Origin of the sequence: Actinoplanes philippinensis (assembly GCF_900113015.1) — a bacterium.
In the GTDB taxonomy this organism is placed as follows: domain Bacteria; phylum Actinomycetota; class Actinomycetes; order Mycobacteriales; family Micromonosporaceae; genus Actinoplanes; species Actinoplanes philippinensis.
In genome coordinates this window covers 1-26,236 of the sequence record NZ_FONV01000028.1, presented here as the reverse complement: position 1 = coordinate 26,236, position 26,236 = coordinate 1, and the positions used below count along the sequence as shown (strand labels likewise).

Genomic DNA, 26,236 nt, shown 5'->3' with positions numbered 1-26,236 from the left:
ACCGCCAGGCGCGATGCGATCTTGTCCGGCGGCCGATAGGACAGGTGCGGCACCACAGTCTCGTAGGCCGTTGAGGAGGTCGTGACCCATGGCGGAGCCGGCGAGGACCAGCGGAGTCAATCCCCTGCAGCGTCTGCTCGGGAACCGGCGGGTCAACACGAAGATCATGACGGCGGTGGGCGTCATCGCGGTGTTCAGCGTCGGCGACGGGCTTCTCGCCCTCAACAGCCTGGGCGCCACCAACGACCAGGTCAAAGCCGCCTTCGTCATGAACAACGAGCTCAACACCGTCGGCAACCTGCGCGGCGCCGTCAACCGGGTGTGGCTCGGCATGGACGACTACCAGCTGGCCACCACCGAGGACCAGCGCACCGCCGCGGCGAAGACGATCGACACGGCACAGAATCAGGTCACCGAGTACGTCGAGGCGTACCAGGCGTTTCCGATCAGCGCCGTGGCCCGCGCCTCGGTCGAATCCTTCCACGCCGACTGGGTGACCTTCAGTGAGGTCCTGAAGAACGAGGTGCTGCCGCTCGCCGAGGCGGGCAGGACTGATCGGCTGGCCGCGCTGCGCCAGGGTCAGCTCGCCGACACGTTGAAGCAGGCCCGCACCGACCTGACCACCCTCGCGGACGAGACGGTCGAGGCGGGCGTCGAGGAGGAGGCGGTCGCGCAGAGCCGGTACGAGTCGACCCGCAACTGGGTGATCGGGCTGCTGACCGTCTGCACCGTCGCCGGACTGCTGCTGGCCACCGTCATCGCCCGGATGATCGTCAAGCCGCTGTCGCGTACCGTCGAGGCGTTGGCCCGTATCGCCGGCGGTGACCTGACCACCCGCGTCCCGGTCGACAGCGCCGACGAGGTGGGCCGCATGTCCCAGGCGCTCAACACCACCGCCGCGTCGATGGCCGGCATGGTCGGCCGGATCGCCGACAGCTCGACGGTGCTCGCCTCCGCGTCGGAGGAGATGACAGCGGTGGCCGCGCAGCTGTCCGCCTCGGCCGAGCAGACGGCGGCGCAGGTGAGCACCGTGTCGGACTCCGCCGGTCAGGTGTCGGCCAGCGTGCGGACCGTGGCGTCCGGCGCCGACGAGATGGGCGTCTCGATCCGGGAGATCGCCACCAACGCCAACGAGGCGGCCGGCGTGGCCGGTGCGGCGGCGCAGGCCGCGACCTCCACCAATGCCAGCGTGGAGCGGCTCGGTGAGGCCTCCATCCAGATCGGCACCGTCGTCGCGATGATCACCGCGATCGCCGAGCAGACCAACCTGCTCGCCCTGAACGCCACGATCGAGGCGGCCCGCGCCGGTGAGCAGGGCAAGGGGTTCGCCGTGGTCGCCTCCGAGGTCAAGGACCTGGCGCAGGAGACGGCACGGGCCACCCAGCAGATCACCGCGCAGGTGGATGCGATCCAGGCCGAGAGCGGCGCCGCGGTCGCCGCGATCCAGGCGATCAGCGAGGTCGTCACCACGATCAACGACTACACCACGACGATCGCGGCCGCCGTGGAGGAGCAGACCGCGACCACCGCGGAGATCTCCCGCAGCGTCAGCGAGGCGGCCGACGGCTCGACCAGCATCGCCGACACGATCGCCGTCGTGGCCGCCGCGACCCGTCAGGTCACCGAGGGCGCCGCGGAGACCCGGCAGACCGCGGCCGGCCTCGCCCGTACCGCGGCGGAGCTGCAGCAGGCCGTTTCCACCTACCGCTTCTGAGCGCCGTCGCGACGGCGGCCACGGCCAGCAGGACGACAGCGCCGCCGGCCGCGATCAGTAGTCCGCCGGCACCGCCGGGGCCGGCGGCGGGCGCGGCAGCGGCCGGCGCCGACGCCGGGGACGCCGCGGGCAGGTCCGGGTCGGCGAGCGTGAACGGATACGAGCCCTGAACGGTGTGCCCGTCGACCGACACCACCCGGTACGCCACCGTGTACGTGCCGTTGCCGAGCGCCGCGCTGAAGGCGACGGCGCCCCGGGCGCCGTCGACCGTGACCGGCCCGGCCGCGACGCGCTGCCGTACGGCGTCACTGACGACGACGGTCGTGAAGTCCGGGTTGAGCCGTTCGCTGAACTCCAGCGTGACGCCGGCCGGCGCGCTGCTCACGGTGGCGCCGTTGGCCGGGTCGGCGGACACGAGCTGGGCGTGCGCCCAGGCCGGCGTGCCCGGTGCCAGGACCGCCAGCACCGCCGCCACCACCGCGGCCGGCAGGCGTCTCACCCGAGCACCTGCTGGCCGATCCAGCCGCCCTCGGCACAGCCGGGCGGGATCGCGAAGACAGCCGACCCGATCGGCGTGATCCACTCGTTGAGCAGGTCCTTCTCGGCCAGCCGCCGCTGGATGGGCACGAACTGCTCGATGATGTCCCGCTGGTAGGCGGCGAAGATCAACCCGCAGTCCGGGACACCGGCGGCGTCCGGCACACCGTCGTAGTTGTACGGCCGGCGCAGGATCTTCAGCCGCGGGTCCTCCACGCGGGCGCGGGTGACGTGCGAGAAGTCCGGCATCTTCGGCAACCCGAACTCGTCGAGCACGGCGAAGTCGGGCTTGTCGTGCTCGGCGGTCCCGCTCAGCGGCGCCCCCGATTCCATGCGCCGGCCGACCGCGTTCTCCTTGTCGGTGACCGACAACCTGTCCCAGGTCTCCATCTCGGCGCGGACCCGGCGGACCACGAGCGTGCTGGAACCGTCCGGGTTCCACACCGCCGGATCGATCTCGGCGCCCCGCGGGTTGGCGGTGCCGTCGAGCTGACCCATCACGTTGCGCTGGGTGTGCTCGGGCGCCTGCACACCCGGGCTGCGCCGGAACCCCTGCTGCACCCACCGCACCGCCGCGAACGGCCGCGCGTCCTTGATCATCATCCGCTGGGTGTGCGCGACGGTGAGCGGGTCGTCGGCGCAGATCTGCAGCAGCAGGTCGCCGCCGGACCAGCGGTCCTGGAGCCGGTCGATCGTGAACCGGGGCAGGTCCGCGACCGGCGGCGTCAGCCCGGCCGCCCGGTACAGGCCCGGCCCGAACCCGAAGGTCACCGTCAGACGCGCGGGCAGGACGGCCAGGGTCGCGTCGGTGTCACCCAGCGCCGGCGCGCCCCGGGTCAGACGGGCGGCGTCGTCGGTGAGCAGCCGCATCATCCGGCCCAGCGCGGCCCGGTCGACGCCGCGCGCCAGGGTGAGGGCGACGAACGAGGCGTGCGCGGGCGGATCCTCGGCCACCCCGGCCTGCCGTGGGCCGTGGAACGCGACGGTCGCGGCGCCGATGTCGGTCGCCGCCGCGGCGGCCGGTGCGGCGGCGACCATGCCGACGCCGGCCGCCGCACCGCCGGCGAGCAGGCCACGCCTGCTCACCGAAAGTGGTTTGGCGGTCACGGCGCGGTGCTGCCCATCGGCATGCCGGACGGCGAGCCGTGGCCGGGGGCGTAGCTCTCCTCGGCGCCGGCGAACGGCTTGGCGATCGCGGTGAACGGCACACTCGTACCGTCGCTGAGTTCGAGGGTGAAGGTCACCTCGTCACCGGCCTTGATCTCGGCGGCCGGTTTCATCAGCATCAGGTGGTCGCCGCCGGGCGACAGCTCGTGGGAGCCGCCCGCCTTGATCACGAAGCCGCCCTCCTTGGGCTGCATCACCATCTTGCCGTCCTTCATGGCCATCTCGTGCAGCTCCATCGGCGACGCCGGGGACTCGACAGCGGTCACCGTGATGTCGGCGCCGGTGCCGTTGACCAGCGTCCCGAAAGCGGCCGTCATCTCGCCGGCCGGGCCGGCCTTGACCCACGGGTCCCTGATCGTCAACGTGGCCGCCGCGGTCGCCGACGCGGCCGGGCCCGGCGTCGTGCCCCCGCCGGGGGTGGTCTCGTCGGCGCCGCCGCATCCGGCCAGCGAGCCGGCGGTCAGGACGCCGGCCAGCACGATCGACGCGACGGTGCGCCGCCGGGAACCGGAGAGGAGAGTGAGTCGCATGATGCCCGTTTCCTTGAGGGGTGTTGTGTTGATTGGTTCGCTTTCCGGAGCCGGTCAGTTCCCGGCGGCGCCGGAAAACTTCAGTCGCGCGATGCGGCGCTGAGCAAGCCGGCCCGTTCGGCGCGGTCCGCGGCACGGTCCAGGCGGGCCTGCTCCCGCTCGTCGGCACGGATCCATTGGCGGACCATCACCAGCATCACGATCACGGCGGGGATCTCCCCGAACGACCAGGCGAGGCTCGCGCCCAGCCGCTGATCGTCCAGCAGCGAGCCGGCCCACGGCGGATGCACGGCGGTGTACCACCCGTCGGCGATCACGGTGGCGGACTGCAGCAGCACGAACCCGAAGAACGCGTGCGCCACCATCGCCAGGAAGTGCACGGCCGTCAGCATCGCCGGGTGCACGCGCCGACGGCCGGGGTCGACACCGATCAGCACCCAGAACAGCAGATAGCCGGCGCCCACGAAGTGCACCAGCATCGCCAGGTGGCCCAGGTGGTAGCGCATCAGCGTGCCTAGCAGGTCACCCATGTAGAGGCCGTACAGGCTGACCACGTAGATCCCGAGCGCCACCAGCGGATGGCTCAGGACGCGTACGGCACGGCTGTGCAGGATCAGCAGCAGCCACTCGCGGGCGCCACGGACCTGCGGATCGGCCGGACGACGCAGCGCCCACAGCGCGAGGGTGACCGGCGCGCCGCCGACGAGCAGGATCGGCACCGCCATCGACAGCACCATGTGCTGCACCATATGGACGCTGAACAGCACATACGCGTACCGCGCCACGCCCAGGCCGGTGATCGCGGCCAGCAGCAGCATCCCGGCGACCCAGCAGATCGTGCGCCCGACCGGCCACCCGTGCCCGGCCCGGCGCAACCGGCGCACCCCCGCCAGATAGGCCAGCAGCCCCACGGCCACGACGGTCAGGAAGAACATGTCCGGCAACGGCCCGCCCAGCAGCCGGGCGGCGGTCATCGGCGCGGGCATGTCGAAGCCGAGCAGCTCCACCAGCGGATCCGGGCCGTCCGGCTCCTGCGGCACCGGCGCCGGGCTGCGCGACAACGCCACCGCCAGCCCGAGCGCCGCACCCAGAACCACCAGCTCACCGGCGGCCAGCCGCAGAAACCCCCGCGGTGATCCGGCACGCAACGCGGGCAGGCTGCGGCGACGATGCACCGCACCGGCAACCCCGACGATCAACAACGCGAGGATCTTCAGTTGTACGAGTGACCCGTACCGTGACTCGGCGATGGCCGCCGGGCCGCCCAGCCGTACGGCCGCGCTGACCGCGCCGCTGATCGCCGTCGCCGCGAAACAGGCCAGCGCCAGCCGGCTGTAGCGGGCGGCGGTGTCGGCGAACCGCCGGTGCCGGCGCACCAGCAGCAGCCCGGCCAGGCCGCCCGTCCACAGCGACGCCGCCAGGATGTGCAGCGCCAGCCCGGTCACCGCGACCTGATGGTTGCCCGCACCGGCCGCGTGACCGGTGAACGCGGGCGGCAGCAGAGCCACCGTGGCCAGGACCGCGGTGACCGCCGCCAGGCCACGCGATACGCCGCCCCGGCTCAGCACCGCGACCACGGCCGCCAGCCCGGCCTGCAGCAGCAGCGCCTGCCCCTGGTTGATCGACACCGCGAAACCCAGGATCGCCTGCCGGCTGAGCCCGGTCACCGGCAGGCCCAGCACATCCGACACGGTCAGCACGATCAGCGCGGTGGAGGCGGCCGCCCAGGCGACGGCGAGACGGGTGGCCCGGCGCAGCAGCAGCCAGCCGTGCGCGGCCACACTGCGCCCGTCGCCGGGCAGCAGGAACGCCGCGGTCACGGTCAGGCCGGCGGTCAGCACACCGAGGACGTCCGCCAGCATCCGGACGACCGGTAGCGCCCACACGGTGAACATGCCCGGAGTGGGGATCCCCGGCAGCACGGCGCCGTCGACCGCACCACCGAACCGCAACGACACGACCAGGACCAGCACGGCCGTCGCCGTGGCGGCCGCCGCCACGGCCGGGACTCTCAGCGCACCTCGCACATGATCATCAGTCGTCGGGCGACCCGTCCCGGTTCCCGGCGTGACCCGTGCCTCCCCCGGACGCCCCGGGAACCCCGAGGGCCCCTGCGGCGACTGACCCGATGTGGATCTCACCATCGAGGCGGCACGGCAGATCGAAGTCGCGGCGTGACCGACCCGCTCCCGTCGCCGTCCACCGACGTCCTCGCTCCGCTGGTCGACGAAGCCGTACGCGGCAGCAGCCAGGCGATCACCGCCATCGTCCGGGCCACCCAGCGTGACCTGATGCGCTTCCTGGGATCCCTGGCCCCGGCCGCGGAGGTGGAGGACCTCGCCCAGGAGACGTACATCCGGATGGTCGGCGCCCTCCCCGGTTTCGCCGGCCGGTCCACGGTGCGCACCTGGCTGTTCGCGATCGCCCGCCGGGTCGCGGCCGACCACGCCCGCTACACCTCCCGGCGCCCGCTGCCGGCGGCCCTGCCGGACTGGCAGACCACCGCGGACGCCGCGGCCGGCCCGCACGGCCCCCGCTTCGAGGAGCAGCAGGCCCTCACCGACCTGGTCCACGGCCTGTCCCCGGAACGCCGGGACGCTTTCGTGCTCACCCAGATCGCCGGCCTGTCCTACGCCGAGGTCGCGGAGATCCTCGGCTGCCCCATCGGCACCGTCCGCTCCCGGGTGGCCCGCGCCCGCGACGACCTGATCACCGCGATGAACGACGGCAGACCGGGCCGCGCGACAGCCGGATGACCGTCAGGTGCCCGTCCGGCAACGCGCCGCCGACCCGCCTCTCACCCGGCCACGCCATCGCGGCGGTAGCCGGGGCATCGGACACCTAGGCTAGACGTGGCCTTCATATCCCGGTGCCCCGCGGCGAAGCTGGATCACGCCGGACGGAGAGGAGGTGGACGTGGACGACAACGCGCTCGGCGAGTTCCTGCGCCATCGGCGGGAACGGTTACGGCCCGAGGAGGTGGGCATGCCCGGCGGTGGGCGTCGTCGTACTCCCGGGTTGCGCCGGGAGGAGGTGGCCGGGTTGGCCGCGTTGTCACCGGACTACTATTCCCGGCTCGAACAGGGGCGGGTGCGCACCCCGTCGGCGGCGGCGCTGGCCAGTCTCGCCCGTGCCATCCGGCTGACCCGCGACGAACAGGACTACCTGTTCCGGCTCGCCGGGCAGCAGCCGCCCGAGCCGCGTTCACCGCTGGCCCTTGTCGATCCGGCGATGATCTACCTGCTGGACGCGCTCGGGCCGACCCCGGCGCAGGTGGCCGACGACCTGCTCACGGTGGTGGCGCAGAACCGGGCGGCACAGAACCTGCTGGGTGTCTGGACCGGCCTGCCCGGCTACGAGTCCAACGTGACGTGGCGGTGGTTCGCCGATCCGGCGTCGCGGGACAGCAACGATCCGGCCGAGCACGAGCGCATCGGCCAGGCCTATGCGGCGGATCTGCGGGCCGGTGTCGCCCAGCGCCCGGCCGGCGACCGGTTCGCGCACGGTCTGGTGGCGGACCTGCTGCAGCGCAGCACCGAGTTCGCGCGGCTGTGGTCCGAGCAGCATGTCGCCGCGCTCACGTCGGCGCCGAAACTGATCCGGCACCCGCACGTCGGCGAACTCGACCTGCAGTGCGACGTCGTGTTGAGCCCGGCCACCGGCCATCGCCTCATCCTGTTCCGGCCCCGGCCCGGGTCGGACGCGCATGAGCAGATCGCGTTCCTCGACGTGCTCGGCGCTCAGAACTTCGCCTGACCGTCCGGTTTCGGTTCTTGCTCACCCCGGCCCGCTACTGTGGCCCGGTGGCGGGATTCGACTGGGCGACGCTGGAGCGTGACCTGACCACGGCGCTGGTCCGGGCGGTCACGTCGGTGCTCGCCGAGCACCCCGGCGAGCGGTTCTACGCCGCCGCGCTGTGGCTGCTGTATCGGGAGTCGGACGGCCCGATCCGGCTCCCGCTGCTGGCCGCCAACACCGTCGCGGCGATCGAACGCACCCCGGCCGACGACCGTGACGACCTGCGGTGGAGCCCAGCCGACTGGGAGCACGACATCATCGACTGGCTGCCCGGCGACGACTGGCGGCGGTGGGAGCACGATCTGACCGCCCACGCCTGCCGGGGCACACCCGCGCAATGGGAGGCGGCGTTCCGGCGGTACGTCACCGCGCTGGTCACGGTGTGCCGGCGGGCACGACGCGAACTGGGCCGCGACCTGCTCGTGGTGATCATCGACCCCGAGCTCCACGAGACGGTGATCCCCCGCCTTCTCGCCGCGCCGGAGGTCCGGCAACACTTCCCCGAGCTCGATGAACAGGCCGCGGCCTGGGGCGCCCTCGCCGCCCTGTCCCCGGCCGGCCGGGCCGCCCACCTCGCCGGGCTGCTGAACACCGTTGACGGCCCGATCACCGGCGAGGCAGCCGACCGAGCACTACGCGATCTCGGCCCGGCGGCGATCCCGGCCCTGATACCGCTGCTGGAGGTGCCCGGCACGGCGTGGCGGGCCGCGAAGATCCTCGCCGGCATCGGGCGCTCCGACGACGACGTGATCACGGCACTCACCGCCGCGCTCGCCCGTACCTCCGGCCCGGACCGGTCGTGGGTGGCCGCGGCCCTGTCCCGGCTGGGCCGGCTCGACACGGTGCTCGCCGCCACGCTGCCCACCGATGTCGTCGTGACCGCGACGGCCGCACCGTACGGCAGCTTCCGGGACGAGACGGCGACGCCACCACCACTGGACTACACATCGCTGACCCGGGTGCTGCGGGAGCACCCGCATCTCACCGACGGCCTGGCCGCCGAGCTGACCGGCACGTGCGAGATCCGTGCCGGCGAGGTCGACGAAGCCGTCCGCGGCACCGGGTCGGCGCATCCGGTCGTACGCCGCCATGCCGTCAACGCCCTCGGCGAACCGCGCCTGGGCCGCGCCGTCGGCCGGCGCGTGCTGCCCCTTCTCGCCCGGCTCGCCCTCGACGACCCGGACGCCGTGGTGCGACGCCTGGCAGTGGTCGGCCTGTCGTTCTGGGGCGAACTCGCGACACCCCACCTCGACGTCGCCCGTGCGGCCGCCCGGGACCCCGACCCCACGGTGCGCCGGGCCGCCGCGGCCTGGCTGCTCGACGCGACGTCACCGTGATCAGCGCCGGCCGCCGTTACCAGGGAACGACGCCGGCGTCCTCGAAGAAGCCGCCGGTGGGGCCGCCGTCCGGGAGGCTGGCCAGGCGGATGGCGGTCGCGGCGCCCTCCTGCGGGGTACGGATGCCGCGGAACCCGTTGAGGTCGGTGGCGACGTATCCCGGGCAGGCACAGTTGACCAGGATGTTCGTGTCGGCGAGTTCGCGCACGTACTGCAGGGTGACCGCGTTGAGGAACGTCTTCGACGGCGCGTAGGCCACCGCGACCGGCCCGGTGGTGGTGCCGCTGCCGGGCCCGGACTGGCGGGCCAGCGAGCCGACGCTGCTGGACATGTTGACGATCCGCGGTGACGGTGAGCGGCGCAGCAGCGGCAGCATCGCGTTGGTGACGCGGATGACGCCGATGACGTTGGTCTCCACCACGGTACGGATGACGGCCGGGTCGACGAGGCTGGGCTGCTGCGGGTGTCCACCGGTGATGGCCGCGTTGTTGACCAGGGCGTCCAGGCGTCCGGCCCGGTCGGCGATCAGTTCGGCGGCCGCGGCGGCGCTGTGGTCGTCGGTGACGTCCAGCGGGACTCCGAAGGCGTCGACGCCGGTGTCGCGCAGCCGGGCCACCGCGTCGTCGCGCCGCTTGTCGTCACGTGCCCCGATCCCGACGCGGTAGCCGAGCGCTCCCAGGCCCGCCGCGATCTCGTACCCGATGCCCTTGTTCGCCCCGGTCACCAGGGCGATCTTCGTTTCGCTCATGCCATCGATCCTGCGGCCGCACCGGGCGGCGGGTCCAAGACCGCCTGGGTCGGCGGCGATACCTGGAAGGTATCGATGGGTGGTCTTTTCTGAGTACGCTCGACGCTGTGGAGACACGGGAGCTGCGGTACTTCGTCGCCGTCGCCGAGGAGCTGCATTTCGGCCGGGCGGCGCAACGTCTGGGCATGGCACAGCCGCCGCTGTCCCGCGCGATCAGTCAGCTGGAACGCCGCATGGGCGCCGCGTTGCTGCAGCGCACCAGCCGGTCGGTGACGCTGACCGAGGCCGGCGTGGTGCTGCTGCACGAGGCACGGCTGGTGCTGGACGCGGTGGAGGCCGCCGAGCAGCGCACCCGGCGGGCGGCCCGTGCCGCCGCGGGCCGGCCGAGCCTGGTCCTGACCACCAAGGCGGGCGCGTCGACCGAGTTGCTGGCGAAACTGCTTCATGCGTACTCCCTCCAGCCGGGTTCGATCCATGTCGAGGTGACCCTCTGTGGCCCGGGGCAACAGACCCGGCTGCTGCGCACGGGGCATGCGGACGTGGCGATCCTGCACCAGCCGTTCGACGACACGGCCGGCTTCGACGTCGAGGAGCTGCACACCGAGGGCCAGGTGGCGATCCTTCCGGCGGGGCATCCGCTCACCACGCGTACGCACCTGACCTCGCGGGAGGTGACCGACGTGCCGGATCTGCCGCTGCCGCGCTGGCCCGAACCCGACGGCGGCTACCTGCCCGGCCCGGGGCCCGAGGTGCAGAGTCACACCCAGCTGCTGCAGCTGGTCTCGCTCGGCCGGACCATGATGGTCGCGCCCGACTCGTGCCGGTCCCAGCTGCGCGACGACGTGGTCGCCGTGCCCGTGGTGGACGCGGCGCCGGTCACCACGGTGATCGCCTGGCCGCCGCACAGCCGATCCCGGGCCGTCGCCGAACTCGTCCGGACGGCGCTGCAGCTCTGACCTCGACGGTCACCTTTCGGTGACCGGGTCACCGAAAAGTGCGTTCTTCCCCTGCTCAGCCCAGGTCTCTTACGGTTTCGGCGGTAACCGAGAGAGCATTGAGGAGAACGTCATGGCGGTAACCCTGGTCAACCCGAGCGGGCTGCCGGAGATCCCGATCTACCGGCAGGTGTCGGTGGCGACCGGTGCGAAGCTCATCCACGTCGCCGGGCAGGTGGCCTGGGACGCCGACGGCACGACGGTCGGCCACGGTGACCTCGCCGCACAGGTCGAGCAGTGTTATCTCAACGTGGGCACCGCCCTGGCCGGTGTCGGCGCGACCTTCGCCGACGTGGTGAAGCTGACCATGCACGTCGTCGACTGGCAGCCCGACCGGATGCCGCTCGTGCTGGACGGGATCAGCCGGGCCGCGGCGAAGCTCGGCGTCACCCCGGCCGCGCCGGCGTCGCTGTTCGGCATCGTGGCCCTGGACGTGCCGGAGCACCTGGTCGAGGTGGAGGCCGTCGCCGTCCTGGACTAATCGGCCGGCGGCTCCCGGAAACCGTTGCGGGACGCCTCGATGTGACGCAGGTGGCGTTGCGTCCAGCCGCACATGCCGTCGACCACCCGGCGCAGGTCGTCGCCGGCGTCGGTGAGCGTGTAGTCGACCCGCGGCGGGACGGTGGCGTGGATCGTGCGCTCCACCAGCCCGTTGCGTTCCAGCATCCGCAGGTTCTGGGCGAGCATCTTGTGGCTGATGCCGCCGATCTCGTTGCGCAGCTCGCTGAAGCGCATCGTGCCCTGACCGAGGAACTCGATGATCAGAAACGCCCACTTGTTTGCCACGTCCGAGAAGATCTCCCGGGCCAGTGAGTCGGCCCGGGCCAGGTCGGCCTCCGGCGGGAGCTGACCGATCTCCTTGCGGGTCCCCATGGGGCATCCTCCTTCTCAGGGCTGGTGGACCCGGTCGACCTTGACGGTGAGCAGGACGCGCTGCTGATCGCCGCCGCCGAAGCCCGGATACGGCCGGCCGATGTACTTCTGGGACAGCTCGTCGATGTGCTCGCGGGCGCCGACCGTGGTGGCGGACACGACGCTGCCACGCAGGGCCCAGGAGCGTGACGGCGCGGCCGGGTCGGTGATGCCGATGGCCACCCGCGGGTCGCGGGCGATGTTGCGGGTCTTCTGGTGGGTGTCGACGGTGTTGATGAGCACGTGCTCGCCGTCGGTGCCGGCCCAGGTCTGCGAGATCTGCGGTGATCCGTCGGGCATGAGGGTGGTGACGAAGCAGATCGCCTTGCCGTTGAGTACGTCGAGCAGGTCGCCGGGCAGAGCCATGGTGAACTCGTCCTCATCTCTGGTGGTTGTTGTTGTACAGGCGGTCGATGACCGTGGCGTCCGGCGGCCGGCCGGTGAGGTCGGCGTGCCGGAGGCCGGCCAGGGCCACGGTGAGCGCGCGACGCCACAGCTGCGGGGCGAAGTCGCGGGAGGCGTCCATGACGCTGCCGACCATCACGTGCACCGTGACGAAGTCGGCCGGGGTCACACCGGCCGGCAGCTGTCCCGAGCGGACCGCCCGGTCGATGAGGCCGGCCACCAGCGGGGTCATCCGCTCGTGGGCCCGCCGCACCAGCGCGGTGGCCTGATTACGGCCGCGCAGCAACTCGCCGAGGCCCCGGCTGCGCGACTCGATCTCGAGTTGCCGCTCGAGGAACCAGGTGAGGCCGGCCCACGCGTCGTCGTGCCGGGAGGCCTGCTCGGCCAGGTCGATCACGGTGTCGATGTGCTCGCTGAACAGGGCGTCGAGCAGGTCTCGCCGGTCCGGGAAACGACGGTAGACGGTGCCCATGCCGGTGCCGGCGGCGCGCGCGATGTCCTCGTAGGAGACGTCCAGCCCGGCGGTCGCCATCAGCTCGTACGCCGTACGCAGCAGCAGCTGACGGTTGCGTTGGGCGTCGCGGCGCAACGGCGGGCCGGTGTCGGTCACGGCTCCGACCGTACACAAACGGAATGGATCTTCCAAGTGGAAGGGACATTCCGTTTCGTGGTCTAGGAGTGCCTCAGCGCCTTCTCCAGCAGCTCCCGCAGCTGGGCGACCTCCGCGGCGCCGAGGGCGCCCAGGGGTGTGCGGTCGAGGGTGGCCGTGATGATCTCGGCCCGGACCCCGCGCCCCCGCTCGGTCAGGTGCAGCACCCGCGAGCGGCGGTCGGCCGGATCGACCCTCCGCTCGGCCAGACCCCGGTCGATGAGCTGGTTGGTGACGAAGGTCAGGTTCGAGGCGTTGCAATAGAGGCGCTCGGCCAGCCACTTCATCGACGGCGGCGACTGCTCCGGGTCGACCAGCCACAGCGCGTGGGCGGTGGCGGGGGTGAGGCGATGCGCCGCGGACGGCTCACTCGAACGGCATCACCGCTCCATCGACGTCAACGTCACGGCACTGACGACCCTCACCTACCACCTGGGCCGCTCCATGGTCGCCCGCGGCTCCGGCGGCATCGTCAACGTCGGCTCCACCGCCGCTTTCCAGCCCATGCCGTACCAGGCCGGCTACGCCGCCACCAAGGCCTACGTCCTGTCCTTCACCGAAGCGCTCGCCGAGGAGCTGCGCGGCACCGGGGTGCACGTCATGGCCGCCCACCCCGGCGGCACGGACACGTCCTTCTTCGACGACAGCACGGCCGTCATGCACAAGCCGCTGATCGACGCCCCGGAACGGGTCGCCGCCGACATCCTCGACGACTACGCACGGCGGCGCCCCGTCTCGTACCCGGGAAGACTGACCAACCACCTCTCCACTGTCGTCTCACGCTTCCTGCCACGCCGCACCGTCACCGGGCTGACCGCCGGCATCAACCGCAAGCTCGGCCTGCACGAGGCTCGCGACCTCAGGCCGCGTGCCGGTACGGCGGATACGTGAGGTACCCCGCGTCCCCGCCCTGGTAGAACGTCGCCTCGTCGACCGGCGCCAGCGAGGCGCCGATCCGCAGGCGCTCCACCAGGTCCGGGTTCGCCACGAACGCACGCCCGAAACTGATCAGCTCGGCGCCCAGTCCCAGCCATTCCCGCGCCTCGGTGAGACCGGCTTGCTTCGGCCCCATCGGCAGACTCGGGTTCATGATCAGGACACCGGGCCAGGCCCGGCGCAGGGCGATCAGCACGTCCCGGTCCGCGGTCGCCTCCAGATGGACGTACGCGATCTCCAGCCCGGCCAGCTCGCCGAGCAGAGCGGTGTACAGCCCAGGCACGCCGCTCTCCTCGACTCCCCAGAAACCGGCGCCCGGGGAGAGCCGGATCCCGGTCCGCCGGGCGCCGACCGCCTGCACGGTGGCCTCGACCGCCTCGACCGCGAACCGGATCCGGTTGGCGATCGATCCGCCGTAGCGGTCCGTGCGCAGGTTGGCGTTGGAACTCAGGAACTGCGAGATCAGATAGCCGTTGGCGCCGTGCAGTTCGACCCCGTCGAAACCGGCGGCCAGGGCACGGCGGCCGGCGGACGCGTACGCCTCGGCATGCTGGCCGATCTCCTCGAGGGGCAGCTCCCGCGGCACCGGCGCCGGCTGCGGCCCGGTCGGCGTGAACACCTCCCCGACCGCCGCGACCGCGGACGGGCCCACCGGCCGGTGCCCGGTCGTGTCCGGATGCGACACCCGTCCGCCGTGCATCAGCTGCGCGAAGATCCGCCCGCCGTTGGTGTGCACCGCGCCGGTCACCGGCCGCCAGGAGGCCACCTGCGCGTCGTCGTGCAGGCCCGGCGTGCCCGGGTTGGACTGCCCGATCAGGCTCGGCTGCACGCCCTCGCTGATGATCAGGCCGGCGCTCGCCCGCTGCGCGTAGTAGGCGGCCATCGAGGCGGTGGCCAGCCCGCCGGCCGCCGCCCGGACGCGGGTCATCGGCGCCATCACGATCCGGTTGGGCAGGCTCAGGTCTCCGAGGCGGAAACCGCTGAACAAATCAGTCATGCCGTCGACGCTAAAACCTGACGCTGACGTCAGAGGCAAGAGTTGCCGCGCAGATCACACCGCCGCCTCGCTCAAGCGGCGTCGAGCAGGGACCTCACCCGGCGGGCGGCGGCGGCCAGGCGGCGCGCCTGCTCCAGCTGCTGGCGGTAGAGGAACCCGTCGTGACTGAGGCCGGCAGCGCTGACGTTCCACTCGCTGGTCTCGGTGCGGAACACCAGCCGGTGCTCCTCGGCCTCCCACGTCCAGGACCGGAAGGCGACCGCCGCGATCTGGCCGGTGAACCGGCGGGCAGCGTAACCCGATGCCGTGACCTGCTCGGCGTACGCGTTCGCGATCGTCCGCAGGTCGGTCGCCGCTTCCGCGTGCTCGGGCGCGCTGTCCTGGTGGATCAACAGGTCCAGGGTCTTGATCGTGGCCTCGACCGGCCCACGGCTGCCGTCGGGGTCGGCGCGCTGGGCGAGTTCGGCGACCCGCCTGGTACGGGCCAGCAGGTCCTCGCCGACCGGATCGCCGCCCTGGGGCACCTTCGCATACTGCTCGACCACGACGGCCAGGTCGTCGTCGAAGTCCCCGGTGGCCTCCAGCGGCCAGGTCACGCCGAGGGTGGTGAGCAGGGCGTCGATCTGCGGGGTCACCACCCGGCGCAGCAGCTCACCGCGCTCGGTGAGCCAGGCGTCGGCACGCTGGGCCGCGCTGAGGCGTTCGAAGACCAGAACGGCGAGCAGGACCGTCGCCGGGGCACCGAGGATGCCGGCCACGACGTTGCCGGTCAGGGGCCGGTCGGCGAGGAATCCGACGTCGTCGAGCAGCAGGCCGACACCGAGGCCGGCGATGGCGAGCAGGCCGATCACCATTCGTGAATCGATTTTGCGTCGTCGCCTCACGATCGGCCTCCTTTCCTTTCCGTCCACCTTCTACGGGCGGCAACGAACGGCGGTTCAGCGTCGACATCGGTCGATCGTCCTTTCTTTACCGTCCGATCAACGTACGTCCGATGTAGGCCACCGGCCGTAGTCCGCCTGCGTCGAGTACCGCAAACGCGAGCAGGGAGATCACGGTGGCTGCGATGGAGCTGACTGACGGCGAGTTCGACCCGGAGGACGTGTTCGTCCGGGAGGTGCGGCGGATTCTCGGCGGCGCCGCCCATCTCAACCTGATCATGGCCGGAAAGCTGGGCACCGGTAAAAGCACGCTGCTCAACGGCATCTTCGGTGAAGACCTCGCGGAAACCGGCGTCGGCGCCTCGGTGACCACGATCATCAAACGGCACACCCGGCCGGGCTCGCCGGTCGCCGTCTACGACACGCCGGGCATCGAATTGGGGCGGGATCACCAGCAGGTCATCGCCGATTACATCGCCGAGATCCGCAAGAACGCCGGTGATCCCGGGCAGCGGATCCATTTCGCCCTCTATTGCGTACGGTCCACGGACCGCCGGTTCGAGGCGTACGAGAAGGAGGTCATCGAACAGCTGGCCGAGGAGGTGCCGGTGTTCGTGGTGTTCACCCAGTGCCTGGCCGCCGACGACGAGGACACTCTGGCGCTGGCGGAATTCGTCAACGGGCTGGGCCTGAACATCCGGGACGGCCGCGTCTTCCTTACCCTCGCGAAGAGTCGCACGATCGGGGGTGTCACGTTCGAGGGATTCGGCCTTCCCGAACTCGTCACGGCCATCTACCGGTCGCTGCCGGAGGCGGCCGCGCAGACTCTCGCACGCCATCAGCGGGTCTCCCTCGCCGTCAAGGTGGCCGAGGCGGAGAGCCAGGTCCGGGTGGCCGCGGCAGCCGCAGCCGCCATCGCCACCGTTCCGATCCCGGTGCTCGACGCCATTCCGCTGAGCGCTCTCCAGTTCACGATGCTGGCGCGCATCACGACGGTCATGGGCCTCAAGGTCAACATCAAGGCGATCGTGCTGGCCATGGCCGGGATCATGGGGGTCGCGGCCGTCGCACGCCAGGTGGCTCGGCAGTTCCTCAAACTCTTCCCCGGCATCGGCAGCGTGATCAACGCGGGTATGGCAGCCGAGATCACCAAAAAGATGGGCCGCGTGTACGTCGAAGCGTGCACCCGCGTGTGTCAACGGCAGATCGACGGCGAGGACATCACCGCGGACGACGCCACCGACGCGATCATCGAGGAGTTCCGGCGCCTGTGGACGAACTGAGCGACCTCCAGCGCGCGCTGTCGGCCGCCCTGGACGACAGCACGACCCTCACCATGATGCTGGTCGGCAAATCCGGCGTGGGCAAGAGCACCCTGGTCAACGCCATCTTCGGGCGCGAAGTCGCCGAGGTCGGCGTCGGTGGACCGGTCACCGGGCACATCACCCGCCACGGCTTGCCGGGCGTGCCCCTCGTGCTCTACGACACGCCCGGCATCGAGCTGGGCCGGTCGGCAGCTGACGTCCTCGACGAGATCGCCAGGCACATCCGGGAGCTGCAGCGCGGCGAGCAGCGGGACCGCCTGCACTTCGTACTGTTCTGCGTACGCTCGTGGGACGGGCGCTTCGAGCAGTTCGAGATCGATCTGGTCGGCCGGCTCGCGGCGGAGGTGCCGGTATTCCTCGTGCTCACGCAATGCCCGGCCGCTGACGATCCAGCGGTGAGCGCCCTCGCCGCACATCTGGACGGCCTGGACCTGCCGGTGGCGGAGGGCCGGGCCTTCCCGGTCCTGGCCGAGCCACGGACGATCGGTTCGATGGTGCTGCCGGCGTGGGGCGTGGCCGAGCTGGCCGCGGCGATCTCGCGTGAGCTGCCCGAAGCGGCCCGGCGAACCCTGGCCGCCTATCAGCGGGTCTCGTCGGAGCTGCGGACGGCCGAGGGGCACGAGGTGATTGACCGGGCGGTCCGCATGGCCCGGGCCGTCGCTCTGCGGCCGCACATCGCCATCGACGACGAGCTGCGCCACGTCCAGGCCGCCATGGTGGCACGCCTCATGGCGGTCATGAACGTCGACCTGGATCCGGCGGTGGTCACGCTCGTCGTGGTGGAGGTCGCCGCCAGGTTGCAGTTCGCCTGGGACTACCTCGCCCAGCCCTGGGTCGTTCTCGTACGGCTGCTGCCGTCCCAGCGTGCCCGAGCGGCCGAGGAGGCCACCCGGCGGCTGGGTGAACGCATGCTCGACCGATGCGCGGACATCGCACGACGACGCATGGCCGGCGAGGAGCTGACACCGGCACAGATCAGCTGGACCCTGACGAAGGCCCTCTCGATCGAGCACCTCGGGTCGGCCCTCACCGCAGAGCGATAGAGGAGGAAGGACCTCCCCGAGCCCGGCGAACAGACCTCGGCGACACGGCGTTCCGCGACGCTCTCCCGGAGTGCGACGTCTGGAGACCGCCCACGAGGCGCTCACGCCGTGTTGGCGGCATCGGTGACCGCCCGGCGACTATGCAGCCATGTGTATAGTGGCGCGCCATGACGATCGCGACGGCGTTTCTGGCTCTGCTCGAAGGGCAGCCGCAGCATGGGTACGACCTGAAGCGCGCCTACGACCAGCATTTCGGCAGCGATCGGCCGCTGCACTACGCGCAGGTCTACACGACGCTGGCCAAACTGCTCAAGAACGGCCTGGTGACGGTGGACGGCGCCGACAGCGAGCACGGGCCCGACCGGAAGCGTTACACGATCACCGACGCCGGTGTGACCGACGTGCAGCGGTGGCTCGACGAGCCCGAGAAACCCGATCAGTACCTGAAGAGCAGCCTCTACGCCAAGGTGATCGGCGCGCTGCTCACCGGGCGCTCCCCCGCCGCCGTCCTGGACGTGCAGCGGGAGGAGCACCTGGTGATGATGCGGGAGCTGACCCGCCGCAAGCGTGGCGGCGACCTGGCCGACCGGCTCGTCTGCGACCACGCGCTGTTCCACCTGGAGGCGGATCTGCGCTGGCTGGAACACACCGCGACCGTTCTCGACCAGCTCGCCGAGCAGGTTCGCCGGTGACCGCGCTGCTGATGGCCGAGCAACTGCACAAGACCTACGGGCCGACGGTCGCGCTGGCCGGCGCCGACCTGGCGGTGCACGCCGGGGAGGTCGTGTCGGTGATGGGGCCGTCCGGGTCGGGCAAGTCCACCCTGCTGCACTGTGCCGCCGGGCTGATCCGGCCGGACGCGGGGAGGGTGATCTACGCCGGTCAGGCCCTGGCCGAGCTCGGTGACGTCCGGCTCAGCGCGGTGCGGCGCCGCGAGTTCGGGTTCGTGTTCCAGTTCGGGCAGCTGGTGCCGGAGCTGACCGCCCTGCAGAATGTGGCGCTGCCGCTGCGGCTCGACGGGGTGCCGCGCCGGACGGCGGAGCGGCGGGCGGCCGGCCTGATGGACCGGCTCGGCCTGGCCGACCGGGCGCGGTCGCGGCCGGGTCAGCTCTCCGGCGGGCAGCAGCAGCGCATCGCCGTGGCCCGGGCCCTGGTCACCGGGCCGAAGGTGATCTTCGCCGACGAGCCGACCGGTGCGCTCGACTCGGTCACCGGGGAGCAGGTGATGGACATGCTCACCGATGCGGCGCGGGAGTCCGGCGCCGCGGTCGTGCTCGTCACTCATGACGCGCGCGTGGCCGCGTACGCCGATCGGGGTGTCGTGGTCCGTGACGGCCGCAGCGCGAGCCGGGCGGGCGCCCGGTGAGGCGGATCCTCGCCGAGCTGGCCCTCGGCATGCGGCTGGCGTTCGCCGGCGGGCGGCGCGGCGGGGTCCGCACCGCGCTGGCGACGGTGGGTGTGGCGGTCGGCGCGACCGGGCTGCTGCTGGCCGCGTCGGTGCCGGTCATGCTGGACGCCCGGCACGCCCGCGCCGAGGCGCGATCCGACTTCGTGGCGGGTGAGCAGATCCCGGCCGGGCGGACCACGATCGTGGCCGGTGTGGACGGCCAGTGGCGCGACAATCAGATCCGTGGCCGGCTGATCTGGCCGGAGACGCCGGACGCGCCCCTGCCGCCGGGGGTGACGGCCTTTCCGGGCGAGCATCGGATGTACGCGTCTCCGGCGCTCCAGGCGGCGCTGGCCGGGCCGGACGGGGCGACGCTGCGACGGCAGATCCCGTACGAGGTGGCCGGCACGATCGCCCCGGCCGGGCTGTCCGGTCCGCAGGAGTTCGCCTACTACGCCGGATACGAGCGGGTGACGTCGCTGGTGGAGGTGAGTTCGTGGCGGGTCGACCGGTTCGGGTTCCCCGAGGACGACCCGGACGGCGGCGTGGGCACGTACGTGATCATCGTGGTCCTGGTGGCCACCCTGCTCACGCCGGTGGCGCTCTTCATCGCGGCCGCGCTGCGCTTCGGCGGCGACACCCGCGACCGGCGGCTGGCCGCGATCCGGCTGATCGGCGCGGACAGCCGGGCCATCCTGCGGATGGCGGTCGGCGAGAGCCTGGTCCCGGCCGGTCTCGGCCTGCTTCTGGGCACGGCGGCATATCTGGGGGTACGCCACCAAGCCGCCCGTTTCCACTTCCTCGACATCAGCGTGTACCCCGGCGACGTACGCCCGGCGCCGCTTCTGGCCGTCCTCGCGGTGGCGCTGATCGTGGCGCTGGCGGCCGGGGTCACCCTGCTCGGCTTCCGCGGTGTGACCGTCGAGCCGCTCGGGGTGCTGCGTGAGGCCGAGGTGTGGCGGGGCCGGCTGTGGTGGCGGCTCGTCCCGCTGGCCGCGAGCCTGCCCCTGCTGTATCCGGTGTTGCAGGGCCGCACGGACGTCGGCGAGGGGCGGATCGGGCTGGGCGTGATCCTGCTGATCGCGACCGTGATCCCGCTCCTGCCGTACCTGGTGCCGCTGGTGGCCCGGCTGCTGCCCGCCGACACCGTGTCCTGGCAGCTCGCCTCCCAGCAGTTGCGCCGTAACCCGGCGAGTTCCACCCGGGCGGTCGGTGGCATCGTCGTCGCGGTGGCCGGGGCGATCGCCCTGCAGTCGGTGTTCGCGGTCGCCGCCGGCGGGCCGCACTCTCCGGACGAGTTGGCCTTCCTGCTGCAGGCCCGGGGTGCGCAGAGCCCGGCCGCCATGCGCGAGCGCACCGAGATGTTCGAGCGGGTGGACGGCGTGCGGGCCGGAACGGTGGCCCAGTACCTGTTGTTCGGCGAGGGACTCGGCCGCCGCAATCTGATCGTCGGCGACTGCCGGTCCCTGAGCCAGATCGCCGTCCTGCAGGGATGCAAGCCCGGCGCCGCCTTCACCACCCAGCCGACGGACAAGCCGATGATCGTGGACGTCGGCGCCACCGATCCGGTCGCCGGGCCCAAGGTCGCCGTCCCGGCCCACGCCGGGCGCGCCACGATCATCGACGACACGATCGGCGGCCCGGGACCCAGCGTGCTGCTGACCACCATGCCGGCCCAGCTGGCCCGCGTCGAACCGAGTTTCGTCGAGACCCGGGTGTTCACCACCGCACGACCGGCCGAGGTGGCCGGGCAGGTCCGGGCGGTGGCCGCCGAGATCGACCCGCTCGCGCTGTTCGCCGGATCGGCCTCGGAGACGGACCCGTTCGAGCCGCTGCGGGTCGCGCTGGACATCGGGTCGGTGCTGGTGCTGCTGCTGATGACGGCCGGCCTGCTGCTCGACGTGGCGTCCCGGCTGCACGAGCGACGCCGGATCCTGGGCGTGCTGGCCGCGGTCGGCGCCCGCAACGGCACCGTCGTCTGGTCGGTGCTGCTGCAGGTGGTGGTGCCGGTCGGGGCCGGGCTCGTGCTGGCCGTCGGCGCGGGGGCCGGGATCGGGGCGCTGCTGATGCGGCTGTCCCAGCTGCCGGTCACCTTCACGGCCGCGACGGTCCTGACTCCGGTCGTGGCCGGCGCCGGGCTGGTGCTGGTCACCACGATGGTGGTCCTGCTGCCGGCGGTGCGGCGGGTCACCCGTACCGAGGATCTCCGTTTTGAATAGACCGGTGTTGGGTTAGCGTGGCGCCCATGACCTTCGTCTGCTGCTGCCCGGCCGCCGGGCGGACTCGCCGCCGCTGAGCGGCGAGCGCCCGGCACCATCCCGCTCCGCCGCTTTCCTCGTCCTCATCGTCGTGGAACGGAGCATTCGCATGTCCGGAAAAACCCATCCCACCCGCCGGATCCGGCCGCTGGCGCCCGCCGACCTGGCGGCCCTCGTCGAGCTGTCCCTGCAGGCGTGGGAGCCCGTCTTCGTATCGTTCGAGAACGTCCTCGGGTCCGCGATCTTCGGCCTGCTGTACCGGCCGGACTGGCGGACCGCGCAGGCGGACAGCGTCCGCGAGCACTGTCTCGCCGGCGATGCCGAACCGTTCGTCCTGGTCACCGCCGACGATGTGCCGGTGGGCTTCGTCGTTCTCCGGCAGGACCGGGAGCAGTCACTGGGAATCATCGAGATGATCGCCGTGCACCCGGAGCATCAGCGTCGTGGTCACGGCCGGGCCCTGATGGCGTTCGCCGTCGAGCGGCTCCGCGCCGCCGGCAACGACCTCGTCCACGTCGGAACCGGTGGCGATCCCGGCCACGCGCCCGCCCGTGCCCTCTACGAGGCGGCCGGCTTCACCGGGCTCCCCGCCGTGAACTACTACCTGGCCACCCCCTGACGCCTCGGTGATCCACGGCCCGCCGTGGATCACTGAGTAAGGTCACCGACTATGACGGCCTATCCCGATGCGTTCAGCATGCCTCCCCGACGCCGTGCCGAGCGGTTGAGCGTCGCCGTCGTGACCGAGCTGGTCGAGCTGATCGTCACCGGGGAGCTGGCCGAGGGGACGCTGCTGCCGCCCGAGGGACCGCTCAGCGAGCATTTCGGGGTCAGCCGCACCGTCATCCGCGAGTCGGCCAAGCGGCTCGAGGAGAAGGGCCTGGTGATCATCAGCCAGGGCCGGGGCACGCAGGTGGCCCAGTCCGGGTCGTGGAACATGCTCGACCCGGTCGTGCTGTCCGCGCTGATCGACAACGACGAGTCCCTGGGTGTGCTGGACGAGCTGACCGTGGTGCGGGGCAACCTGGAGGGCGCGATGGCCGGGGTGGTCGCCGCTCGCCGTACCGCGGAGGAGCTGACCCGCATCGAGCACGCCTTGCAGGTGATGCGCGAGATGCTGCACGAGAGCGACTCGTTCCGCCAGGCCGATGTCGTCTTCCATCTCACGGTGATGGAGCTGTCGCGCAACCGGCTGGCGGAGAACATCACGAAGCGGCTGTACCGGCGGGCGCTGGAGAGCAACCGGTACCACGGCATGTTGTACGAGGGCGCCTTCGACTCCACCCTCGACCAGCACGCCGTGGTCGTCGACGCGATCGCCCGCCAGGACGTGCTCGCGGCGGAGCGGGCGATGCGTGAGCACATCATCGGCTCCTGGCAGCAGCGGCGGTTCGAGCCGCCCCGGCCGGACACGGACGGTTAGCGGCGTCACGCATGGCGAGGGCCGGGCGTTCCCCGTCTGAACGCCCGGCCCTCTACCCCACCCGCCGCCCGGAGGCGGTCGTCCTCGTCACGTGGCGGATCTGGTCCATCGCTGGTTCGCGCCGCCGTGGCAGGTCCACAGGTTGATCCTGGTGCCGGCGGTGGTGCCGTTGCCGACGGCGTCGAGGCACAGTCCCGACTGGACGCCGGTCACGGTGCCGTCGGCGTTGAGGTTCCACTGCTGGTTGGCCTGTGTGCCGCAGTCCCAGACGATCACCGCGGTGCCGTTGGCCGTGCCCTGGCCGGAGGCGTCCAGGCACTTGCCGCTGCTGAGCCGCAGCTGCCGGCCGCTGGTGTGGGTCCAGCGCTGATTGACGCCGCTGCCGCAGTCGCCCAGTTGCGCCGGGGTGCCGTTGGTGGCGGCGGTGACCTCGACGCACCGGCCGGACTGCACCCCGACCAGCCGGGTCGCCTGGTCCGCGCCGGTGGGCCGGGGACCGGCCGCCGCCATCACGGCCTGAGCGCCGGCGGGCCAGGCGCCGTTGGCCACCGTCACGTTGCCCGACACGACATTGCCGCGGTCGCCGTTCGTGACGTTGGTGCTGCCGTTTGTCGACCAGTTCCCGGTGACGGTGAAGTTGCCCATGTTCTCGGCGTACCAGTAGTTGGCCGTGGCCCAGGTGCCGGTGGACGAGAACACGTTGGCACGGGCGGTGTAATACCGGGATCCCTCGTCGAAGTAGAGCCCGAACCCGCTGCTGCGCAGGCAGTGGTTGTCGTTGATCAGCGCGCCCGGGTTGGCCGACAGGGTGTAGATGCATCCGCCGTCGGTCATCTGCTGCATGACGTCGTGCACGTAGTTGCCGATGAGCTGGTTGCCGGACGCGGTGGTGGCCGTGGAGTAGCGCGGCTGGTAGTTGTACAGCCCCCGGTCGGCGTAGTGGTTGCTGCCGCCGGCGTCGTTGGAGCCCCAGCCGTAGCCGATGGACATGCCGGTGTAGGGCAGGTTGTACACCTCGTTGTGCGACACGACGGCGTTGGTGACGTAGGTGGCCAGCACCGACACGATGCCGCGGTGCTCCAGGCCGAGGTCGTGCACCCGGTTGTCGCTGATCGTGATGTTGCGGTTGACCATGCGGGAGTCGCCCGGGTGGTGGGCGTCGGCCCGGACCCCGCCGACGACGATGCCACCGGCGACGTTGCGGGCGATCTCCGAGCGGGTCACCGTGACGGTGTTCGCGCCCAGCCCGACACCGCTGCCGTGGGCGTTGGCGTCGTTGCCGATGCCGATCGCCGTCTGCCCGAGGTTGACGAACCGGGAGTCGGTGAAGGTGATCTCACCGGCGGCGGAGACCTGCACGGCGGCCGGCGACTGCTGCCAGTTCGGCCGGGTGGCCTCGAACTGCGGGCAACCCTGGTGGCAGGAGTCGAAGGCGGGCCGGCTCCAGTCGCCGGTGATGTACGCACCGGTCTGCTGGTCGGCGTACCCCTGATTGCTGCTCGGGCCGAGCCAGCTGGTGCCGGTGAAGGTGAGGCCGCTGAAGGTGATGTGGTGTGCCGGGGCGTCGTAGGTGCCGCCGACCTGCAGCAGCGACGGCAGCTTGGGCAGCTCGACGGCGGCGCTCGCCATGTTCTGCCCGGCGAGCGGGATGTACGACAGGACCCCGGCCGACGGATCGAGGTACCACTCCCCCGGTGAGTCGAGGAACTCGTAGGCGTTGGTGAGGTAGAGCGGCCCGGCCCGGTGCGGCCGGGCGAACGTGTCGTACCCGAAGTTGTTGTTGCCCCATCCGGGCTGCTGCATGGTGATCTGGTTGCCGCTGATGCGCTGCACCGACACGTACCGGTCGGTGAAGGAGCCCACGCTCTCCAGCTGGATCCGGCTCTGCCCGGCCAGGTTGTTGAGGTAGGACAGCGCCCCGTTGGTGAACCGCAGCCCGGTGCTGTCCGCGGTGAAGTCGGCTCGGTTGACCTGGGTGCGGGCCCGGGTGGCGACCGCGCCGTCGACGTAGAGCTGCCGGCTGTCGATCCCGGCGCCCACGCCGGCCCGCCAGATGTTGCGGCCGCTGTCGGCCAGCGACCAGCCGGTGACCGCCCGGGCGCCGCTGATCACCGGGCGGGCCGAGGGCGCCGCCTGCCAGACCACCCGGTGCCCGTTGGCGCCGGAGTCGGCGGCGGTCAGCCGCAGCGGCGCCGACTGCCGGTAGATCCCGTCGGCCAGCTGTACGACGAGGTCGCCGTCCATCGCGGGGATCAGTGACCGCACCGCCGCCTGGGCGGCGCTCAGCGAGCAGGGCTGGGCGGCGGTGCAGGCGGTCCCGGTGCCCGAGGGCGCGGCGTAGAGGGTGGCGCCGGCCGCCAGCGCGGGCGTGGCGCCGATCACCACGCCGGCCGAGGCGGTGGTCAGGGCCGCTGCGGCGGCAGCGATCCATCTCTTGACGAGCGGAGCCGATGGTACGGACACCGGGGTCCCTTCCTTCCGTGACAGGATGGCGCGGGGCTGGTCAGGGACTGGTGCAGGAGACGACGGCGGGCGCGGTGCCGCTGCTGCCGTTGGCCACGAAACCGAAGGTGGTCGAGGCGTTCGCACCGATCGAGCCGTTGTAGGCGGCGTTGCGGAAGCCGACCGCGCCACCGGTGCCGCTGTTGACCGCGTTCCAGACGTTGACCAGGCTCTGCCCGCCGGCCAGGGTCAGGTTCACGGTCCAGCCGTTGAGGGCGGCCGATCCGTTGTTGGCCACGGTGACCTCGGCCTGGAAGCCGCCGCCCCACGTGCTGGTGGTGCGGTATGTCGCGGTGCACGGCGTCGACGGGCCCGGGGACGAGCTGGACGGCACCGGGCCCGGGGAGCTCGGCTGCGGGCCGGGCGAGCTCGGCTGTGTGCCGGGGACGTTCGTGGAAGCGGCGTTGAGGGCGTTGAGCACGGAGCCGTACGCCGCCTTGGGGTTGCTGTTGCGGTCGAACAGCAGCGGGTTCTCGCTGCCGCGCCAGGAGTCGCTGTCGCGGATGCCCCACGTGGTGATGCCGATGCAGCGCGGCACGTTCATGCAGGCCTGGGTGAGACCGGCGTACTGACTGGCGGACGCGTTGGTGACGTCGGCCTCGGTGAGGGCGACGTCGACGCCGAGCGCGGCGAAGCTGGACAGGGTGGTCTGGAAGTTGCCGGGCAGGGAGCTGCCGCCGGTGAAGTGGGTC

The 26,236-nt window shown here is 71.8% G+C and carries 27 protein-coding genes; 14 read left to right on the top strand and 13 right to left on the bottom strand.

Annotation, left to right across the window (positions count from 1 at the left end):
- The first annotated feature begins 88 nt into the window (after positions 1 to 88).
- Positions 89 to 1,714 (top strand): methyl-accepting chemotaxis protein, encoded by a 1,626-nt coding sequence (locus BM290_RS43675; protein WP_093621900.1) that lies wholly within the window; start codon positions 89 to 91, stop codon positions 1,712 to 1,714.
- Here BM290_RS43675 and BM290_RS43670 read toward each other — a convergent pair.
- From BM290_RS43670 to BM290_RS43655, 4 genes are all read right to left on the bottom strand, one after another.
- On the bottom strand, positions 1,620 to 2,213 hold the full coding sequence (locus BM290_RS43670; RefSeq protein ID WP_239143429.1) for a copper resistance CopC family protein: 594 nt from the start codon (positions 2,211 to 2,213) through the stop codon (positions 1,620 to 1,622). The genes BM290_RS43675 and BM290_RS43670 overlap by 95 nt on opposite strands.
- Complete coding sequence (locus tag BM290_RS43665; protein WP_373871039.1) at positions 2,210 to 3,337, bottom strand: Dyp-type peroxidase; 1,128 nt, start codon at positions 3,335 to 3,337, stop codon at positions 2,210 to 2,212. Before BM290_RS43665 ends, BM290_RS43670 begins: the two co-directional genes overlap by 4 nt.
- Positions 3,338 to 3,354: 17 nt before the next feature.
- Positions 3,355 to 3,948, bottom strand: coding sequence for a copper chaperone PCu(A)C (locus BM290_RS43660; RefSeq protein ID WP_093621899.1), 594 nt, complete (start codon positions 3,946 to 3,948; stop codon positions 3,355 to 3,357).
- Between the two features lie 80 nt (positions 3,949 to 4,028).
- The gene (locus BM290_RS43655) at positions 4,029 to 5,948 is read right to left on the bottom strand and encodes a bifunctional copper resistance protein CopD/cytochrome c oxidase assembly protein (protein ID WP_239143430.1); all 1,920 of its coding nucleotides are present in this window, start codon (positions 5,946 to 5,948) and stop codon (positions 4,029 to 4,031) included.
- Positions 5,949 to 6,122: 174 nt separating this feature from the next.
- On the opposite strand from BM290_RS43655, the gene BM290_RS43650 reads away from it, so the two are divergent.
- The 3 genes from BM290_RS43650 (at position 6,123) to BM290_RS43640 (ending at position 9,083) form a co-directional block, all read left to right on the top strand.
- Positions 6,123 to 6,704 carry a sigma-70 family RNA polymerase sigma factor gene (locus BM290_RS43650; protein ID WP_239143431.1) on the top strand — a complete coding sequence of 194 codons (582 nt, stop codon included), beginning with the start codon at positions 6,123 to 6,125 and terminating at the stop codon, positions 6,702 to 6,704.
- 160 nt (positions 6,705 to 6,864) lie between these two features.
- Positions 6,865 to 7,704, top strand: coding sequence for a helix-turn-helix transcriptional regulator (locus tag BM290_RS43645; protein ID WP_093621938.1), 840 nt, complete (start codon positions 6,865 to 6,867; stop codon positions 7,702 to 7,704).
- Between the two features lie 47 nt (positions 7,705 to 7,751).
- Positions 7,752 to 9,083: a DUF4303 domain-containing protein gene (locus tag BM290_RS43640; protein ID WP_093621937.1), complete on the top strand. Its 1,332-nt coding sequence runs from the start codon at positions 7,752 to 7,754 to the stop codon at positions 9,081 to 9,083.
- A gap of 16 nt (positions 9,084 to 9,099) precedes the next feature.
- Here the strand turns inward: BM290_RS43640 and BM290_RS43635 are convergent, their stop codons facing one another.
- On the bottom strand, positions 9,100 to 9,831 hold the full coding sequence (locus BM290_RS43635; RefSeq protein ID WP_093621896.1) for an SDR family oxidoreductase: 732 nt from the start codon (positions 9,829 to 9,831) through the stop codon (positions 9,100 to 9,102).
- Positions 9,832 to 9,938: 107 nt separating this feature from the next.
- Here BM290_RS43635 and BM290_RS43630 point away from each other — a divergent pair, with 107 nt between their 5' ends.
- Complete coding sequence (locus BM290_RS43630) at positions 9,939 to 10,787, top strand: LysR family transcriptional regulator (RefSeq protein ID WP_093621895.1); 849 nt, start codon at positions 9,939 to 9,941, stop codon at positions 10,785 to 10,787.
- Between the two features lie 112 nt (positions 10,788 to 10,899).
- Positions 10,900 to 11,307 (top strand): RidA family protein, encoded by a 408-nt coding sequence (locus tag BM290_RS43625; protein WP_093621894.1) that lies wholly within the window; start codon positions 10,900 to 10,902, stop codon positions 11,305 to 11,307.
- Here the strand turns inward: BM290_RS43625 and BM290_RS43620 are convergent.
- From BM290_RS43620 to BM290_RS43605, 4 genes are all read right to left on the bottom strand, one after another.
- Positions 11,304 to 11,699 (bottom strand): winged helix-turn-helix transcriptional regulator, encoded by a 396-nt coding sequence (locus tag BM290_RS43620; protein ID WP_093621893.1) that lies wholly within the window; start codon positions 11,697 to 11,699, stop codon positions 11,304 to 11,306. The genes BM290_RS43625 and BM290_RS43620 overlap by 4 nt on opposite strands.
- 15 nt (positions 11,700 to 11,714) lie before the next feature.
- Positions 11,715 to 12,104 (bottom strand): TIGR03618 family F420-dependent PPOX class oxidoreductase, encoded by a 390-nt coding sequence (locus tag BM290_RS43615; protein ID WP_093621892.1) that lies wholly within the window; start codon positions 12,102 to 12,104, stop codon positions 11,715 to 11,717.
- A gap of 13 nt (positions 12,105 to 12,117) precedes the next feature.
- A complete protein-coding gene (locus tag BM290_RS43610; protein WP_239143432.1) occupies positions 12,118 to 12,753 on the bottom strand; it encodes a TetR/AcrR family transcriptional regulator in 636 nt (211 codons plus the stop codon).
- 62 nt (positions 12,754 to 12,815) lie between these two features.
- Complete coding sequence (locus tag BM290_RS43605; RefSeq protein ID WP_239143433.1) at positions 12,816 to 13,079, bottom strand: MarR family winged helix-turn-helix transcriptional regulator; 264 nt, start codon at positions 13,077 to 13,079, stop codon at positions 12,816 to 12,818.
- A 55-nt stretch (positions 13,080 to 13,134) separates the two neighbouring features.
- Between BM290_RS43605 and BM290_RS43600 the strand changes: the two genes are divergently transcribed.
- Entirely contained in the window at positions 13,135 to 13,683 is a 549-nt protein-coding gene (locus BM290_RS43600; RefSeq protein ID WP_203779196.1) for an SDR family NAD(P)-dependent oxidoreductase, read from the top strand.
- Here the strand turns inward: BM290_RS43600 and BM290_RS43595 are convergent.
- Together BM290_RS43595 and BM290_RS43590 are read right to left on the bottom strand one after the other, a co-directional pair.
- A complete protein-coding gene (locus tag BM290_RS43595; protein ID WP_093621888.1) occupies positions 13,652 to 14,725 on the bottom strand; it encodes an alkene reductase in 1,074 nt (357 codons plus the stop codon). The genes BM290_RS43600 and BM290_RS43595 overlap by 32 nt on opposite strands.
- A gap of 71 nt (positions 14,726 to 14,796) precedes the next feature.
- Positions 14,797 to 15,579 carry a hypothetical protein gene (locus BM290_RS43590; protein WP_093621887.1) on the bottom strand — a complete coding sequence of 261 codons (783 nt, stop codon included), beginning with the start codon at positions 15,577 to 15,579 and terminating at the stop codon, positions 14,797 to 14,799.
- A 212-nt stretch (positions 15,580 to 15,791) separates the two neighbouring features.
- On the opposite strand from BM290_RS43590, the gene BM290_RS43585 reads away from it, so the two are divergent.
- The 7 genes from BM290_RS43585 (at position 15,792) to BM290_RS43555 (ending at position 23,042) form a co-directional block, all read left to right on the top strand.
- A complete protein-coding gene (locus BM290_RS43585) occupies positions 15,792 to 16,889 on the top strand; it encodes a GTPase (RefSeq protein ID WP_093621886.1) in 1,098 nt (365 codons plus the stop codon).
- Complete coding sequence (locus BM290_RS43580) at positions 16,877 to 17,974, top strand: GTPase (protein WP_093621885.1); 1,098 nt, start codon at positions 16,877 to 16,879, stop codon at positions 17,972 to 17,974. Before BM290_RS43585 ends, BM290_RS43580 begins: the two co-directional genes overlap by 13 nt.
- A 167-nt stretch (positions 17,975 to 18,141) precedes the next feature.
- Positions 18,142 to 18,666, top strand: a complete 525-nt coding sequence (locus BM290_RS43575; RefSeq protein WP_093621884.1) for a PadR family transcriptional regulator — start codon at positions 18,142 to 18,144, stop codon at positions 18,664 to 18,666.
- Positions 18,663 to 19,340 (top strand): ABC transporter ATP-binding protein, encoded by a 678-nt coding sequence (locus tag BM290_RS43570; RefSeq protein ID WP_373871040.1) that lies wholly within the window; start codon positions 18,663 to 18,665, stop codon positions 19,338 to 19,340. The genes BM290_RS43575 and BM290_RS43570 overlap by 4 nt, the downstream gene beginning before the upstream one ends.
- Complete coding sequence (locus tag BM290_RS43565) at positions 19,337 to 21,580, top strand: FtsX-like permease family protein (protein WP_093621883.1); 2,244 nt, start codon at positions 19,337 to 19,339, stop codon at positions 21,578 to 21,580. The genes BM290_RS43570 and BM290_RS43565 overlap by 4 nt, the downstream gene beginning before the upstream one ends.
- Before the next feature lie 148 nt (positions 21,581 to 21,728).
- Positions 21,729 to 22,238 carry a GNAT family N-acetyltransferase gene (locus BM290_RS43560; RefSeq protein ID WP_093621882.1) on the top strand — a complete coding sequence of 170 codons (510 nt, stop codon included), beginning with the start codon at positions 21,729 to 21,731 and terminating at the stop codon, positions 22,236 to 22,238.
- 51 nt (positions 22,239 to 22,289) lie between these two features.
- Positions 22,290 to 23,042, top strand: coding sequence for a FadR/GntR family transcriptional regulator (locus BM290_RS43555; protein WP_093621881.1), 753 nt, complete (start codon positions 22,290 to 22,292; stop codon positions 23,040 to 23,042).
- A gap of 87 nt (positions 23,043 to 23,129) precedes the next feature.
- On the opposite strand, the gene BM290_RS43550 is transcribed toward BM290_RS43555, so the two are convergent.
- The gene (locus BM290_RS43550; protein ID WP_093621880.1) at positions 23,130 to 25,505 is read right to left on the bottom strand and encodes a ricin-type beta-trefoil lectin domain protein; all 2,376 of its coding nucleotides are present in this window, start codon (positions 25,503 to 25,505) and stop codon (positions 23,130 to 23,132) included.
- A 40-nt stretch (positions 25,506 to 25,545) separates the two neighbouring features.
- Positions 25,546 to 26,236 (bottom strand): cellulose binding domain-containing protein (locus BM290_RS43545; protein WP_177320141.1); only part of this gene is annotated, 691 nt, incomplete at its 5' end.

Coding starts and splice junctions, on each gene's coding strand:
- BM290_RS43675 (WP_093621900.1), top strand. CDS start 89: ATGGCGGAGCCGGCGAGGACCAGCGGAGTCAATCCCCTGCAGCGTCTG.
- BM290_RS43660 (WP_093621899.1), bottom strand. CDS start 3,948: ATGCGACTCACTCTCCTCTCCGGTTCCCGGCGGCGCACCGTCGCGTCG.
- BM290_RS43635 (WP_093621896.1), bottom strand. CDS start 9,831: ATGAGCGAAACGAAGATCGCCCTGGTGACCGGGGCGAACAAGGGCATC.
- BM290_RS43625 (WP_093621894.1), top strand. CDS start 10,900: ATGGCGGTAACCCTGGTCAACCCGAGCGGGCTGCCGGAGATCCCGATC.
- BM290_RS43620 (WP_093621893.1), bottom strand. CDS start 11,699: ATGGGGACCCGCAAGGAGATCGGTCAGCTCCCGCCGGAGGCCGACCTG.
- BM290_RS43615 (WP_093621892.1), bottom strand. CDS start 12,104: ATGGCTCTGCCCGGCGACCTGCTCGACGTACTCAACGGCAAGGCGATC.
- BM290_RS43605 (WP_239143433.1), bottom strand. CDS start 13,079: ATGAAGTGGCTGGCCGAGCGCCTCTATTGCAACGCCTCGAACCTGACC.
- BM290_RS43595 (WP_093621888.1), bottom strand. CDS start 14,725: ATGACTGATTTGTTCAGCGGTTTCCGCCTCGGAGACCTGAGCCTGCCC.
- BM290_RS43590 (WP_093621887.1), bottom strand. CDS start 15,579: ATGGTGATCGGCCTGCTCGCCATCGCCGGCCTCGGTGTCGGCCTGCTG.
- BM290_RS43585 (WP_093621886.1), top strand. CDS start 15,792: ATGGAGCTGACTGACGGCGAGTTCGACCCGGAGGACGTGTTCGTCCGG.
- BM290_RS43575 (WP_093621884.1), top strand. CDS start 18,142: ATGACGATCGCGACGGCGTTTCTGGCTCTGCTCGAAGGGCAGCCGCAG.
- BM290_RS43560 (WP_093621882.1), top strand. CDS start 21,729: ATGTCCGGAAAAACCCATCCCACCCGCCGGATCCGGCCGCTGGCGCCC.
- BM290_RS43555 (WP_093621881.1), top strand. CDS start 22,290: ATGACGGCCTATCCCGATGCGTTCAGCATGCCTCCCCGACGCCGTGCC.